12 protein-coding genes and 8 tRNA genes are annotated in these 14,653 nt (G+C 42.3%); 7 read left to right on the forward strand and 13 right to left on the reverse strand.

Annotation, left to right across the window (positions count from 1 at the left end; genetic code table 11):
• Nucleotides 1-368: 368 nt before the first annotated feature.
• Nucleotides 369-1,586, reverse strand: a complete 1,218-nt coding sequence (locus tag JFY49_RS11545; RefSeq protein WP_180082317.1) for a multidrug effflux MFS transporter — start codon at nucleotides 1,584-1,586, stop codon at nucleotides 369-371.
• A gap of 135 nt (nucleotides 1,587-1,721) precedes the next feature.
• On the opposite strand from JFY49_RS11545, the gene yccS reads away from it, so the two are divergent.
• From yccS to JFY49_RS11565, 4 genes are all read left to right on the forward strand, one after another.
• Entirely contained in the window at nucleotides 1,722-3,896 is a 2,175-nt protein-coding gene (gene yccS, locus JFY49_RS11550) for a YccS family putative transporter (protein ID WP_180176433.1), read from the forward strand.
• Between the two features lie 85 nt (nucleotides 3,897-3,981).
• Complete coding sequence (locus JFY49_RS11555; RefSeq protein WP_086195974.1) at nucleotides 3,982-4,542, forward strand: YcxB family protein; 561 nt, start codon at nucleotides 3,982-3,984, stop codon at nucleotides 4,540-4,542.
• A gap of 165 nt (nucleotides 4,543-4,707) precedes the next feature.
• Nucleotides 4,708-7,344, forward strand: a complete 2,637-nt coding sequence (locus JFY49_RS11560) for a PepSY domain-containing protein (RefSeq protein ID WP_200223034.1) — start codon at nucleotides 4,708-4,710, stop codon at nucleotides 7,342-7,344.
• Nucleotides 7,345-7,447: 103 nt separating this feature from the next.
• A complete protein-coding gene (locus JFY49_RS11565) occupies nucleotides 7,448-8,230 on the forward strand; it encodes a YdcF family protein (protein WP_086195976.1) in 783 nt (260 codons plus the stop codon).
• Nucleotides 8,231-8,232: 2 nt separating this feature from the next.
• Here JFY49_RS11565 and JFY49_RS11570 read toward each other — a convergent pair whose 3' ends face one another.
• The 11 genes from JFY49_RS11570 to JFY49_RS11620 form a co-directional block, all read right to left on the reverse strand.
• Nucleotides 8,233-8,694: a DUF2750 domain-containing protein gene (locus tag JFY49_RS11570; RefSeq protein ID WP_086195977.1), complete on the reverse strand. Its 462-nt coding sequence runs from the start codon at nucleotides 8,692-8,694 to the stop codon at nucleotides 8,233-8,235.
• Between the two features lie 74 nt (nucleotides 8,695-8,768).
• Nucleotides 8,769-8,844: transfer RNA gene (locus JFY49_RS11575), tRNA-Val, on the reverse strand.
• Between the two features lies 1 nt (nucleotide 8,845).
• Nucleotides 8,846-8,921, reverse strand: a tRNA-Val gene (locus JFY49_RS11580).
• A gap of 104 nt (nucleotides 8,922-9,025) precedes the next feature.
• Nucleotides 9,026-9,102, reverse strand: a tRNA-Asp gene (locus JFY49_RS11585).
• 27 nt (nucleotides 9,103-9,129) lie between these two features.
• Nucleotides 9,130-9,205: transfer RNA gene (locus JFY49_RS11590), tRNA-Val, on the reverse strand.
• Between the two features lie 21 nt (nucleotides 9,206-9,226).
• Nucleotides 9,227-9,303, reverse strand: a tRNA-Asp gene (locus tag JFY49_RS11595).
• Between the two features lie 27 nt (nucleotides 9,304-9,330).
• A tRNA-Val gene (locus tag JFY49_RS11600) sits at nucleotides 9,331-9,406 on the reverse strand.
• Between the two features lie 104 nt (nucleotides 9,407-9,510).
• Nucleotides 9,511-9,587 (reverse strand) — tRNA-Asp (locus tag JFY49_RS11605).
• 27 nt (nucleotides 9,588-9,614) lie between these two features.
• Nucleotides 9,615-9,690: transfer RNA gene (locus JFY49_RS11610), tRNA-Val, on the reverse strand.
• A gap of 293 nt (nucleotides 9,691-9,983) precedes the next feature.
• A complete protein-coding gene (gene elsL / locus JFY49_RS11615) occupies nucleotides 9,984-10,514 on the reverse strand; it encodes a cell wall-recycling L,D-carboxypeptidase ElsL (RefSeq protein ID WP_086196101.1) in 531 nt (176 codons plus the stop codon).
• A gap of 7 nt (nucleotides 10,515-10,521) precedes the next feature.
• The gene (locus JFY49_RS11620; protein ID WP_086195978.1) at nucleotides 10,522-10,905 is read right to left on the reverse strand and encodes a YbaN family protein; all 384 of its coding nucleotides are present in this window, start codon (nucleotides 10,903-10,905) and stop codon (nucleotides 10,522-10,524) included.
• 96 nt (nucleotides 10,906-11,001) lie between these two features.
• On the opposite strand from JFY49_RS11620, the gene JFY49_RS11625 reads away from it, so the two are divergent.
• On the forward strand, nucleotides 11,002-11,898 hold the full coding sequence (locus tag JFY49_RS11625) for a DUF1853 family protein (RefSeq protein WP_086195979.1): 897 nt from the start codon (nucleotides 11,002-11,004) through the stop codon (nucleotides 11,896-11,898).
• A gap of 25 nt (nucleotides 11,899-11,923) precedes the next feature.
• Here JFY49_RS11625 and JFY49_RS11630 read toward each other — a convergent pair.
• Nucleotides 11,924-13,014, reverse strand: a protein-coding gene (locus tag JFY49_RS11630) for an IS4 family transposase (protein ID WP_200223036.1) whose coding sequence is annotated in 2 segments (ribosomal slippage) — nucleotides 11,924-12,474 and nucleotides 12,474-13,014 — 1,092 coding nt in all. Because the reading frame shifts where the segments join, the coding sequence is not laid out codon by codon here.
• 172 nt (nucleotides 13,015-13,186) lie between these two features.
• Here JFY49_RS11630 and JFY49_RS11635 point away from each other — a divergent pair.
• Nucleotides 13,187-13,336, forward strand: a complete 150-nt coding sequence (locus JFY49_RS11635; RefSeq protein WP_086195980.1) for an entericidin A/B family lipoprotein — start codon at nucleotides 13,187-13,189, stop codon at nucleotides 13,334-13,336.
• A gap of 129 nt (nucleotides 13,337-13,465) precedes the next feature.
• Nucleotides 13,466-14,602: a succinyl-diaminopimelate desuccinylase gene (gene dapE, locus JFY49_RS11640; RefSeq protein WP_180174809.1), complete on the forward strand. Its 1,137-nt coding sequence runs from the start codon at nucleotides 13,466-13,468 to the stop codon at nucleotides 14,600-14,602.
• Nucleotides 14,603-14,653: the final 51 nt, after the last annotated feature.

Here is a 14,653-nt window from a genome sequence, read left to right on the forward strand (position 1 = left end):
ATATGGATATTCTTAGACTTAGAAAAATTCATCCTAAAGCCAAACAACCAGACATTCGACTAATGTATATAACTACCCAGCGCTAAAAAACTCATTTCAAAAGACATTTTTATAAATTTACAGCTCATTTCAGCATGTAAACGATGCCATAACGGCCCGCCATGCGGTACGGGCTTTTTGTATCAGACAGGTTGATCCATAAATCATTAAAACATTTTAACCGTGGCAAGCCGGGCCCCCTTAAGAAAACCTTTGCCTAGTTATCCGGAAAAATGAATATTGCCGCGTTTATGGATAAATAAATAGCTTGAATTCAAGCAGACCTTTAGCACGAATAAGTTTAAAGGTCTGTTTTGCTATGCAGATATTTAAATATTTAAACTTTTATCCTGCAATTGTCTGCTGAGCTGTAGAATTGCGAGCAAAGTCACTGCCACAAAGATCAACATCAGAATTCCCATATTGAGCAGTGAATCCCACATCAGAAAATTCAAAATCACGCCGCCGAGCAAACCACAGGCAAACTGCATACTTCCCATAATCGCACTGGCTGTCCCCGCTTGCGCACCCTGTTCCGACATGGCCAAAGCCATCGCATTGGGACCCGTAAAACCAATTCCTGCCACTGCCCAGAACATGCCAATCAATACCAGCCATAAGGGACTATGACCGATTAAACCTGCACTGAATAAAATGCAGACCCCAAGCAACTGGATGATGCCGCCTATTTTCAGGCGACTCAGGACCGAAAATTGCTGGCCAAGTCTTTTATTGAGCGCAGATAACAGCATGATACCAAAGGCATTCAGCCCAAAAGCATAAGCAAATTGCTGTTGCGCTAATCCATAATGATCCATCAGCACAGCAGCAGATGAACTGATATAACAGAATAAAATGCCGCCAGAAAAACAACCAGCCAGCATTGGCCATGTAAAACTCGGGTCTTTAAAAATACTACCGTACAGCTGGATAATCTGAGCAACATTCAGCTTTAAACGGCGTTCAGGTGGCAAACTTTCTTTAAAGAAAAAGTGCACGCAGAATAAACAGATCAGTCCGATCAAGGTTAAAAAGACAAAGACTGCATGCCAGCTAAAGAACGTCAATACCATTGCCCCGACACTCGGCGCAACAATCGGCGCAATCCCCATCACAATCATCATGCTGGCAAAGGCCTGTGCAGAAGCCTGCATATCCAGACGGTCACGAATGGCAGCCCGGGCAATCACCACCCCTACGCAGCCTCCGACAGCCTGTAAAATCCTTGCAGCAATTAAGCTCCATTCATTGCTGGCAAAAATACACAGCAAGCTTGCAACAACATACAGGGTTAATCCAAAATACAATGGTGTTTTGCGCCCAATCCGGTCACTCAAAGGTCCATAGATCAGCTGCCCTAAAGCCAGTCCCAAAAAATAAGCCGGTAAAGTATTGGCTACCATTTGCGTACTGACGCCAAAATCCTGTGCCATTTGCGGCAAGGCTGGCAGGTACATATCAATAGAAAGTGGACCAAGTGAGGTCAATAAAGCCAGCAGCATGATCCATGCTGTGGAATACTGCCGTGTAGATTGCTGTACAGACATAACGATATTCAATTTTTAAATGGGGGCTTTAAAGACAAGCTTACACTGTACATAGTATTATTTTAAGGATTGAAAATGAAATTTCACATAATTTCATTCCCTGATGCATACATCCTTTAGTGATTAGGACATAACTTGAAATCTTGGCTGACGCGTCTTAAACAAGCGACTTACAATACCACCTTCATGTATAACCTGCGCATGATTATTGCATTTGCAGGTACTGCCTTTGTGCCCTATTTTATGGGACAACAGCTTTTTACCATTCCCTTGACCTTAGGGGTAGTGGCTGCCGGTTTAAGTGATATCGATGACCGCTTTTCAGTGCGGATCATGAACCTGATTTATACTTACATCGGTTTCTTTATTACCGCCGCCTCGATTTATTTTTTATTTCCTCATCCCGTTTTATTTGCCATAGGGCTGATTGTGTCCTGCATTGGCTGGATTCTGCTCGGCTCATTAGGACGGCGTTATGCGACCATTTCCTATGGCTGTCTAGTCATTTCAGTCTATTCAATGCTGGGGGTTGGACTGTTTGATCAATGGTATATGCAGGCTGGACTGTTGGTTGCCGGTGCGATGTGGTATGGCCTGCTTTCTACCATCAGTTTTCTGCTATTTCCGGTTCGGCAGGTTCAGGACAAACTGTCCCAGTGCTATTCATCACTGGGAGACTTTCTGTTTGCCAAATCGAACCTGTTTGATGTTGACATGACGCCAGAAAGTTATCAGCAAAGCATGATTGAGCTGTCTTTGGAAAATGGCAAACTGGTCGGTATTTTCAATGAAATGAAAACTGCCCTGTTAACCCGATTAAAAGGTGACCGTGGACAAAAAGATACCCGTCGCAGCCTGCAATATTATTTTGTGGCTCAGGATATCCATGAACGTGCAGATTCAGCGCATATTGATTATCAAAAACTGGTCAAAGTTTTTGAACATAGTGACATTTTATTTCGCTTTCAACGCATTCTTTCTATTCAGGGTAAGGCCTGTAAAGACTTGGGTCACAGTATTTTAAATCGTGAAACCTATCAGCATAACAAGCGCTTTAAACATGCCTTTGCCAACTTAAAAATATCCCTGGAAAAACTCCGTGCCGAGCAGCAATACGATCAAGTTTGGGTCAATGCCTTATTTTCTCTTTATCAAAATTTAAAGTCGATTGATGCCCAGCTTCGCAACGTAGAAACAGAGCGGCATATTAAGTTAGATAAAAGCAAACATATTGAAAACCAGCTAAAAGATGATGATCTCAAAGGCTGGGATGATATTGTGATTCGGATCAAACAGCATTTAACACCAGAGTCGGTGCTGTTTAGACATGCAATTCGTGTCTCTATTGTCTTGTTTATTGGTTATATTTTTGTCCAGATTACCCAGATTCAATATGGCTACTGGATTCTATTAACGGCGCTTTTTGTCAGCCAACCCAATTTTAACGCCACCAAACGTCGCCTGCGTTTACGGATTGTTGGCACCTTGGTCGGCATTATTCTCGGCTATGCCATTTTGTATTTTATTCCTTCGATCGAAGGTCAATTATTACTGCTGATTTTAAGTGGTGTACTGTTCTTTGAATTACGCAGTAAGCAATATGCCCAGGCCACCGCCTTTATCACGATTTTGGCATTAATTAACTTTAACCTCGATGGATTGGGTTTCGCCGCAGCCCTCCCGCGCATGATTGATACCTTGATTGGCTGTGCCTTGGCCTGGTTTGGGGTGAGTTTTATCTTCCCCGACTGGAAATTTCGTCGTTTACCGCGCAATATCCGGCGTTCACTCAACGCTCAATGTGAATATTTGACCGAAGTGATTGAGCAGTACAAAAATGGCCGTAATAACGGTTTGAAATATCGTGTGGTACGTCGTGCTGCGCATAATAACGATGCAGATGTGGCCTCACTGATTTCGACCCTGGCCACAGAACCTGATTTTGATCCGACACAAAAAAGCCAGGCTTTTGAATTTTTGTGCTTGAATCACACCCTGCTCAGCTATATTGCTGCACTGGGCGCACATCGTGAAAAAATTGCAGATCAGGAAGTCTTGCAGCTCCTCGATCAAGCGCTGGACGACATTCAAGGGGCATTGCTAAAAGATGAAGTGCCCGACCTGACGGCACAAAATATGCTGAATACCATACGCCAACGCTTAAACCAAAATAATGAAGAGGATCAAAAATCTCTGATTGTTTTGCAGCAATTATCGTTGATGCTCAGTATTCTGAATCAGCTCAGTCGTTTAAAGCAAAGTCTAAGCCATGACCGTGATGAAAAAGCCACCGAATTAGCCTCATTATAAATAGGATGATTTTGGAACAATATACTCACTGAATTGGTATAAATAATGCTAAACTTTTTACAGTTCTAAATTTGTTATTTTCATTATGACCGCGAAAAATTTATACGCTTATACCTTACAGCCTGTGAACTATGAAATTTCTGAGGCTGAACAACGTCAAGCGCAACTTGCCATCTGGCGTAGCACCAATAAAATCGGCACCAAAGCCTGGATCATCATGGCAGCTGTTGCCCTACTTTCCATTGTCGGTATCATCTTGCTGAAAAACTATTCCACCATTTTCTGCTGGGTGGCTTTGGTCTGTGTGCTTGCATATTTCCTGATCCGTAAATTCGGCCTGGAATGGTATGTAAAACGCAAGATGAATGAATTTCCGGTACAGGAAATTAAAGGTATCCGTTTGGGCGTACAGCCGCACGGCATTATCATGCGTCAGCAAATGGGTGCACAGGAAGGTGTTGGTGCCATTGGCTGGAAAGATATTTATGAGTGGTACAATACCCCTGACTTTATGTTGATTAACTTCAAGGTTAAAGGTCAACAAGGTGCTTATATCTTGCCAAAGCGTATGGATTCAAAGAATTTTTCTTTCAAGACTATCCGCAAGCACTTGAATGAAACTGTGGGCGAAGCAAAACAGATTTAAATGCTACTGCAAGCTAGACATTAAAAAACCTCCAGACTGGGGGTTTTTTAATTCCGATAAAATTAAATGATAATGAGAATAAATATTACCTACTAAATCGATATCATTTTGGGAAAGTTCAGCTATAATTCAGGTTAATTCTGTTTCTCACCCTGTTTTTCGGCTATGTTAAAAAAAATCTTTTTCCAGATTCACTGGTTTCTTGGTATTACTGCCGGGTTAATCCTCTCCATTATGGGGATAACTGGTGCCATTTATTCATATGAACAGCCTATCCAGAAATGGCTCAATCCGGCTAGCTATACCGTCCAGATTGAAAAACAAGATAAATTAACCCCTGCCGAACTGTATCAGCATTTTCAAAAAACTGATCCGGAAATGAAAATTAATAGCATCACCATAGCCAAAGATCCGACAGCATCTTCAAGCATTAATATTGTCAAAGAAGGTGCACGTAAAGGCTATACCATGATGATTAATCCTTACACAGCCGAAGTGTTACCTGAGATTAAAGGACGAGAATTTTTCAAGTTTATCGAGCAGTTGCATCGCAATTTAACCGTTGGACCCGTCGGCAAGCAGATCACCGGGGCCTGTACCCTCATGCTGATCTTTTTTGTACTCAGTGGTCTATATCTGCGCTGGCCGAAAAAACATTCTGTTAAACAATGGTTCATGCTCAAGCCTCAACTAAAAGGCCGTAATTTCATTTGGGACTTACATGCCGTGGTGGGTACCTGGGTGGTGATTTTCTTCCTGATTATCGCCTGTACCGGTTTAACCTGGTCTTATGGCTGGTGGCGTAGCGGCTTGTACACTGTGATGGGTGTTGAACAACCGCAAGCCAAGGGTGAAGCTGAAGCGCCAAAAGGTGGTGAAACAGTCAGCAACAATGAGGGTTCGAGCAAAGCATTACGTAATGCAGCTACAAGCAAACATGAAAAAGCTACTGAAATTCAACCTGTTGAAAAAATTGAGAAAAAAAGCTTAAGCCCGGAACAGATTCATCTGGCTCTTAGTCAAAGCTGGAAAGGCTTTAATGCTCAAGTGGGCCGTGATTATTCAAGCATTACCCTGAATATCACGAAAAAAGCCAATGGTGAACTTGAAATTAGCTTTGTCGATGCCATTCCCCAGCATGAACGCGCACGCAACAAAGCCATATTTGATTATCAGGCATCTAGCATTAAAGAGATGGAACTTTACGAAAATAAAAAACTCAATGAAAAAATCATGAGTAGCATGCTGCCGGTGCACCGTGGTAGCTTCTTTGGTCCGGTTTACCAGTTCTTGGCTATGCTGGCTGCTCTGAGTATGCCATTGTTCTTTGTTACAGGCTGGATGCTTTATCTGAAACGTCGCAAACAGAAGAAACTAACCCAAGCTGCACGTCATGGCTTAACCGCGGTTAATATTGATGGTAATGCAAAACCCTGGCTGATTGTCTATGCGTCACAAACTGGTACGGCAGAACAGCTAGCATGGCGTACAGCAACCAGCCTGCAACAGGCTCATCAGCCTGCTAGCGTGAAATCTGTACAACATTTGAGTCTGGATGATTTAAAAAATACTGAACAGGTTTTATTTGTAGCCAGTACTTATGGTACCGGTGAAGCACCTGATTTAGCAGCGGGTTTTGCCAAAAAAATACTGCGCAAAAAAGCTGATTTAAGCCATCTGCACTATGCAGTATTGGCCTTAGGATCTCATGAATATGCCGACACTTTCTGTCATTTTGGCCATGCAATTGATGACTGGTTAAAACAGAATGGTGCACAGCAGCTGTTTAATATCATTGAAGTGGATAATGCCAATCAAGAGCAGATTCAGGCATGGAATACAACTTTAGCAAAAGTAACCCAGCTTGAATTGCAAACCATGAATATCGAAAAAACCTTCGATTGCTGGACTTTAACCCAACGTGATCTGCTCAATCCGAACAGCCTCGGTGCCCCAGCCTTTAATATCGAGTTAAAGCCGGATCATGAAGTGAGCTGGCAAGCCGGTGATATCGCCGAGATTCAACCCGGTAACAGTGCTGAACGTATTGCCCGGTTTATGCAGCAGCATCAAATTCAGCCGAATACCTCTGTAGATTCGTTAAAGATCAATATTGAACAGGCCTTATGGAACAAAGATTTGACCGGTGAAGTTGAACCTTTTGCCAATATGGATCATTTACTGGAGCAACTTCCGATGCTGCCTTCACGTGAATATTCCATTGCCAGTATTCCTTCACAGCAAGTTCTGCGTTTAGTGGTGCGCCAACAGTCCGATGCTCAAGGCCAATTGGGTCTGGGTTCAGGCTGGCTGACTCGGCATGCCCCGTTAAATAGCAAGATTGCGCTGCATATCCGTAACAATGAATCTTTCCACCTGATTGATGACAACCGTCCTATCATTTGTATTGGTAACGGTACCGGTCTTGCAGGATTAATGAGCTTGCTACATGCACGTATCCGTCAGAACTATACGCAAAACTGGCTGATCTTTGGTGAACGCCAGCGTGAACATGACTTCTTCTATCAGAGCACGATTGAAGCCTGGCAAACCACTGGCATGTTGCAACGCCTGGATTTGGCTTTCTCACGAGATCAGGCAGAAAAAGTCTATGTACATCATAAACTGCGTGAACAGGCACAGGAACTAAAAGCCTGGGTTAAGAATGGTGCGGTGATTTATGTGTGCGGTAGCATCAACGGTATGGCCAGCGATGTCGATCAGGCTTTAACCGACATTCTGGGTGAAGCTGTAGTTGACCAGCTACGCCAAGATGGACGTTATCGTCGTGATGTCTACTAATCATTGAAGTCAATAAAAAAACCGGGTCTCAGAACCCGGTTTTTTTATACTTAAAGTATCCAATTTGTTTAAACTAGCAACAACATTCACCCAGAGTAATTTTATGTCCAGCAGCTTCAAACGTCACCTGAGCTTGATTATCGGCAGTATATTGACTCTCGATGGCTTATGGTTACTGTCACTGGATAAAATTCATCTCGGCATTATTCTTCCGTTGATCATCGGTATTGGACTCATGCTCTATGCCCTGTTTTTTAACCGGATTCAAAGCTTTATTCAGCGCACGCAATTAAGACAGACTTTATGGCGCTGTGCATGGGCGGGATTTTTTCTCTGGCTCAGCACATTGGTGATATTTTTCAGTTATCTGCTATATAGCATTCAGCAGTCCAATACAGTTCAGCCCGCCTCTGCAGTCATTATACTGGGCAGTGGAATCGAAAAGGGTCATCCCTCTCCCACCTTAAAACAGCGATTAGATGTTGGTGCTGCCTATGCCAAACGTTACCCGGAAACCGTGCTGGTCGTGACTGGAGGTTTAGGATTTAAAGAACAAATTGCTGAAGCAACAGTGATGTCTGAATATCTGCAACAACAGCATCATATTGATCCATCACGTATTCTGTTAGAAGCTAAAAGTACCAGCACTGCAGAAAATCTGCGTAATGTGCAGCCTTTACTGGCACAGCAGCATATTTCCCTAAAGCAGCCAGTTGTCATTGTCACCAGTGACTTTCATATTTTACGTGCCAAAGCCATTGCTAAACATCAAGGTTATCAGCAGATATTTACCCTTAGCGCCCCAACACCGCTTTATATTCGCTATAACTCCTGGTTACGCGAATATTTTGCCTTTATCAGTGGCTGGCTGTTACAGGAATACTAAAATCAGTTCAAACGAATGCTACGGGGTAAAGGCAGTTTTTCATCTTTAAACAATTCAGGTTTTTGCAGGTAAATCTGATACAGATAATTTTTGATATCCAATAATAATTTTTCTGGTGCCACCAGCACATTTTGCCCTTCTGGTGTCAAATCCATCGATACACAGGTACTTTCCTGACGTAAAAAAGGAATGACTTTTTCAACAAAATCTTTAAGTGAAATATTCTCAACATGATAATTTGCCCAATTGTCTTTCACCAGCAATTTTGCCAGCCCTTTGCTTTGCCAAATAGCAAATGCACGCTGACCGGTAGGCGTTGCACATAATGCCCAACCATCATCATACAGGGCATGGACGTAACCTTGGCCTACAATCATTTCAACAAATTTTTTATAGATTTCTTGGGCATTATAAGTATTATTTTGGGTCTTAGACGCAGCCTTGCGTTGATATGGATTTCTCATGATTTTTCAATAGTTAAAATTATTATTAACTAAGGATTTTAGGAGAAAAATAGAATTTGATCAAGGAGAATATATGGTGGGCGCTGACGGGATCGAACCGCCGACATTCTGCTTGTAAGGCAGACGCTCTACCAACTGAGCTAAGCGCCCTTGGTGGGCGCTGACGGGATCGAACCGCCGACATTCTGCTTGTAAGGCAGACGCTCTACCAACTGAGCTAAGCGCCCTGAAGAGTAAAAATAACATCGTTATTTTTTATGACGCAAGACAAGCGAAGTGCGTAGTCTTGGTATTGATATCTTAAACTCAGGGATTTAAGACATTTTAAAAATGGCGCAGCGGACGGGACTCGAACCCGCGACCCCCGGCGTGACAGGCCGGTATTCTAACCAACTGAACTACCGCTGCACTAAAGTGTCTTAACGCTAAAGAGCTTGGTGGGCGCTGACGGGATCGAACCGCCGACATTCTGCTTGTAAGGCAGACGCTCTACCAACTGAGCTAAGCGCCCTCAAAAGGTCTATCATGTAAATGGCGCAGCGGACGGGACTCGAACCCGCGACCCCCGGCGTGACAGGCCGGTATTCTAACCAACTGAACTACCGCTGCACTAAAGTGTCTTAACGCTAAAGAGCTTGGTGGGCGCTGACGGGATCGAACCGCCGACATTCTGCTTGTAAGGCAGACGCTCTACCAACTGAGCTAAGCGCCCTGAAGAGTAAAAATAACATCGTTATTTTTTATGACGCAAGACAAGCGAAGTGCGTAGTCTTGGTATTGATATCTTAAACTCAGGGATTTAAGACATTTTAAAAATGGCGCAGCGGACGGGACTCGAACCCGCGACCCCCGGCGTGACAGGCCGGTATTCTAACCAACTGAACTACCGCTGCACTAAAGTGTCTTAACGCTAAAGAGCTTGGTGGGCGCTGACGGGATCGAACCGCCGACATTCTGCTTGTAAGGCAGACGCTCTACCAACTGAGCTAAGCGCCCTTTAAACGTCTTCATCGTTTGATGAGGTGCATTATAGAGAATCCTGACAGACTGTCAAACGCTTTTCTGACTGTTTTTGGTTTTTTACGTTTGAGTGATTAAAAAATAGGTTGTTTGCTATAAAAACAAACAATTTCGATAACTTATTTACTATTTTCCGTAAAAACCCAAAAATCACCGAGTCATTTTTAAGCAAAATATTGCAATATTTTTTGAACTGCTGGCGAATACCGCCATTTTTTATCTGCTATATATTCAGCTGGGTATTAAGCTTTTAATACTTTATCACATTATTAATCGGCGATTGCCTGTGTACCATCCTTCAAATTCAAACGCTGTTCTGAAATAAACACCAAAGCATCCTCAGTGATCAGTTCGAATAATTCAATCACATCCTTATTACGCATCCGGATGCAGCCATGTGACAACGGAATCCCCATAGGCTCTGTATCGGGGGTGCCATGAATATAGATATAACGCTGAAAGGTATCACAGCCCTCACCCTGATTAAAATTTTCTTCCAGACCACTTAACCAAAGGATACGCGATAAAATCCAGTCACGTTCAGGATATTGTGCAGCCAATGCTGCATCATAGACTTCACCAGTTTGCTGCCGTGCTTTAAACACCGCATTTTTCGGAGCATTATGACCAAATTTAAGCGCCACTTTATGCCAGCCCCGAGGAGTCTTGCCGGAATTTTCCTGCTCGCCAATCCCGTTTTTGCCTGTAGAGATGACATAAGTCTTGTCATGTTTCGGTAAGATCAAACTTTGCTCAGCTAAGTCAATCCATATATCCGCCTGTTCTAAAGAATATGCCATAACAAAATCACTCACCATCTTTGATTGGTTCTGCTGAAGGTTCAGGACGTAGCCATAACCAGATGGCCACTGTCAGCATGGTCAGGTCAGTGAAGATTTTCACCAAAAGCGGTGCATTGGTAAATAACATGATGATTCCACTGATCATCATCATGATAGTGGCGAACCATTTTGCCTTGCGTGGTACGGTGCCATTTTCACGCCATGCCCTTAAGGTCGCCCCATATTTAGGATGATTCAGCAACCAGGCATCCATTTGCGGCCAGCCTTTCGAAGCCGACCAGGCAGCTAAAATCAGAAATACTGTTGTTGGCATACCCGGTAAAAGTGCCCCGATAAAGCCCAGGATGACAAAAATCATCACTAAACTTCGCCAAAACAACATTTTCATAGCACTACCCTATACAACTAATTGCGGTAGTATAAAGTGTTTTTGCATATTATCCGTTGTCATTCTGCACTTTTTAATTTATCGCCCGGGGTTGCTATGTTTGCTTTAAATCAAGTCTCTCATATTGAAGAACCCTGGCTGCAATTTAAAAATTTACTGGTTCGGCAACTGGCCTTTTGTGTATGCAGTCCAAATATTTTATCCCACATCCCGTCCGAAATGGTACTCAAGCATGCTTTTCAATTTCATGATGATGCCGTATGGCGTAGCCATTTTCAGAATTATCACTCCAGATTGCTTTATTTAGATCAGCATCCACAAGAATTAGAAAGCTTTTTACAGCAGCTGAAAAGTACACGTTTGGGTCTGCGTTTTGAAATGCTGGTCTGGTTCTGGTTGCTCGACCAAGACTATCATCCGTATCAGTTAATCGGTCATAGCATTCAGAAAATTGCAGGACCCAGAACTCTGGGTGAACTCGATTTTCTGTTATTGAATACCGAAACCCAAGCCATTGAACACTGGGAAGTGGCTTTAAAATATTATCTGGCAGAACGGGATTGTTCTTTGCCCTACTGGTATGGCTTAAACCGCAGCGATACTTTATTGCGAAAATTAAATCACTTTAGCCAAAAGCAGTTTCAGTTTGAGGATGCACTGGAACACAACATTGAGCAGCGTTTCGCAGTACTCAAAGGGCAACTTTATCTACCTATTGGAAGCACAACAAACAGCCTTCCCAACTGGGTCAATCGACAGCGACGTTTAGGCTGTTGGGGAAGCGATATTCCTCCGCAAAATGCTCAATTTTACCGCTTACAGCGACTCGAATGGATCTGTCCAGAGCAGCATATCAGTAGCGATACCGCACAGTGGTGGAGTAACGGCTTATATCTGCAAAAAGATCAAAATAATTTCTATATGTACCGCAATCCACCTTTACTCTCTCAAGCAATACATCGCCAATTTTATGAGAATTGTCTATTTTTATAACAAATGCCTCTGTACACGACAAATTTCACAGAACTCTTATCCTATCAGGCTTTTTCTTTCTTAAAATTGCCAGAATTTCCTTAAACTCTTCTTTTTTCCCAAAACCAATTAAACGCTGAATCGCCATTTGAACATAGTCTAAACCATAGCGAAATAAACTCATTGAGAGTCGTCCATGCTTCTTTATTTTTATCGCTTTTTTTTGATCATGTTGCCATTCACCCGTTAAGTAGCACCAACAGAAGCTTATAGCTAAGACCGCAATCAATTTTTTCACTCGTCTAGGGTCTGTCAAGCGCGTATTTTCAAGATTGAATCCTCGTCCTTTGAGACAACTGAATAAGGTTTCAATTTCCCAGCGTAATGCATAATCCTGAATAGCATTGGCATTAAACTGAGGAGAAACGACGAGTAAAAGCTCTCCATTTTCTAACTGTAGTGCACTCATATATAGTTTCACCCGACCAACCAAAATCCGTCGTTTACGACATTCAATTTGACCAAGTTGAAGATGGCGAAATAAATCACTAATTTTATGATTCTTCCCTAAATGATTGGTGACAATGAAGTTTTTTTAACACGAATGCAGAAGTTGATGTCTTGTTCAATTAACCATGTAAACCACTGCTCACCGATAAACTCTCTGTCTGCGAACACATTCACAATACGGTCTTTACCAAAAATGGATATAAAGCGTTGAATCAAAGCAATCCGCTCTTTCGTATCTGAATTTCCACGTTTATTAAGCAATGTCCAAACGATAGGTATCGCTATTCCACGATAAACGATCGCAAGCATCAGGATATTAATATTTCGTTTTCCCCATTTCCAATTGGTTCTATCTAAAGTCAGTTGCACTTTGTCGAATGAAAACATATTGAAAATCAACTGAGAAATTTGACGATAATCAAAATACTGACCTGCAAAGAAGCGCTGCATACGTCGATAAAATGATTGTGGTAAGCACTTGATGGGCAAGGCTTTAGATGCAGAAGAAAGATTACATGTTTGCTTTAAAATGATCACAAGCATGATGAGCGCAAAGCACTTTAAATGTGACTTGTTCCATTTTAGAGATTTGTTTAAGATAAGATATAACTCATTGAGATGTGTCATAGTATTCGTCGTTAGAAAACAATTATTGTGACATTATTTCAATGAGTTATCTATTTTTGTCGTGTACAGAGAACAAATGCTTACTTTTCTACCATCAAAAAACCCTATTGTTTAGACTGTGTATTAATTAACCTGAATTCACATCAAAATAATGAATGACTTGGAGATGATGATGAAAAAAATTCTTGCTGCTTCCCTCATTATTGCATTTGCTTTAACTGGCTGTAATACGTTTAAAGGTATGGGTAAAGATGTATCTAAAGCTGGAGAGGCTGTAACCGATACTGCAGAAAAAACTTCTGAGGAAATCCGCAAAAACTAGTTTGTCTTCAGCACACAGAACCCTATCCAAGATAGGGTTTTTTTATGCCAATTTTAGGGCAGTCATTCACATTCAAGGACATATTCGCCTATTATAGTGCAGACAAATTTATCGACTTATGAAAATCGCATGACCTCTTCCGCTACCCTTGATTTAAGCCTGCAACTGCTACGTCAGCCTTCTGTAACACCAATCGATCATAACTGCCAAAATATCATGGCGGAACGTCTGGAAAAAATCGGCTTCAATATTGAACCGATGCGTTTTGAAGACGTGGACAATCTGTGGGCACGTAAAGGTACTGAAGCACCTGTTTTATGTTTTGCAGGCCATACCGATGTGGTACCTACCGGGAGTTTAGATGCCTGGAATTCGGACCCTTTTGTACCGGAAATTCGCGATGGTAAACTGTATGGACGTGGCAGTGCCGACATGAAAACAGCACTGGCAGCGATGGTAGTGGCTTCAGAGCGTTTTGTGGCAAAACACCCAGACCATAAAGGTTCTATCGCATTTCTCATTACTTCCGATGAAGAAGGTCCATCCATTAACGGTACCGTGAAAGTTGTGGAAGCTTTAGAAGCCCGTAATGAAAAAATGACCTGGTGTTTGGTTGGTGAACCATCCAGTACCAAACAGTTGGGTGACGTGGTCAAAAATGGTCGTCGTGGTTCATTGAATGCTAAATTAACCGTGAAAGGTAAACAGGGACATGTGGCTTATCCTCACCTTGCCATCAACCCGATTCATACTGCCTCTAAAGCCCTGGCTGAACTGTGCGATACGGTGTGGGACAATGGCAATGAATATTTTCCTGCAACATCTTTCCAAATTTCCAATATCAATGCAGGTACCGGTACAACTAACGTGGTTCCGGGCAGTATGAATCTTTTATTTAACTTCCGTTATTCAACTGAAGTGACTGCTGAACATTTAAAAGAACGTACCTTAGAAATTCTAGACCGTCATAATCTTGATTATGATATTGAATGGACATTATCTGGCTTGCCATTCCTTACCCCAGTAGGCGAATTGGTCAATGCTGCTAAAAATGCCATTCGTAATGTCACCGGTATTGAAACTGAACTTTCTACCAGTGGCGGTACTTCCGACGGTCGTTTTATTGCCCCTACAGGTGCACAGGTGCTGGAACTCGGTGTATTAAATGCCAGCATCCATCAAATTGACGAACATGTAAATGTTGCTGACCTGGAACCGCTTGCTGAAATTTACGAACAAATTCTAGAAGGCTTATTAGCTCGCTAAAACAGTAACCACATAAAATAAAAAAGGAACTGAACAGTTCCTTTTTTATTA

The organism is Acinetobacter sp. CS-2 (genome assembly GCF_016599715.1).
GTDB lineage: Bacteria > Pseudomonadota > Gammaproteobacteria > Pseudomonadales > Moraxellaceae > Acinetobacter.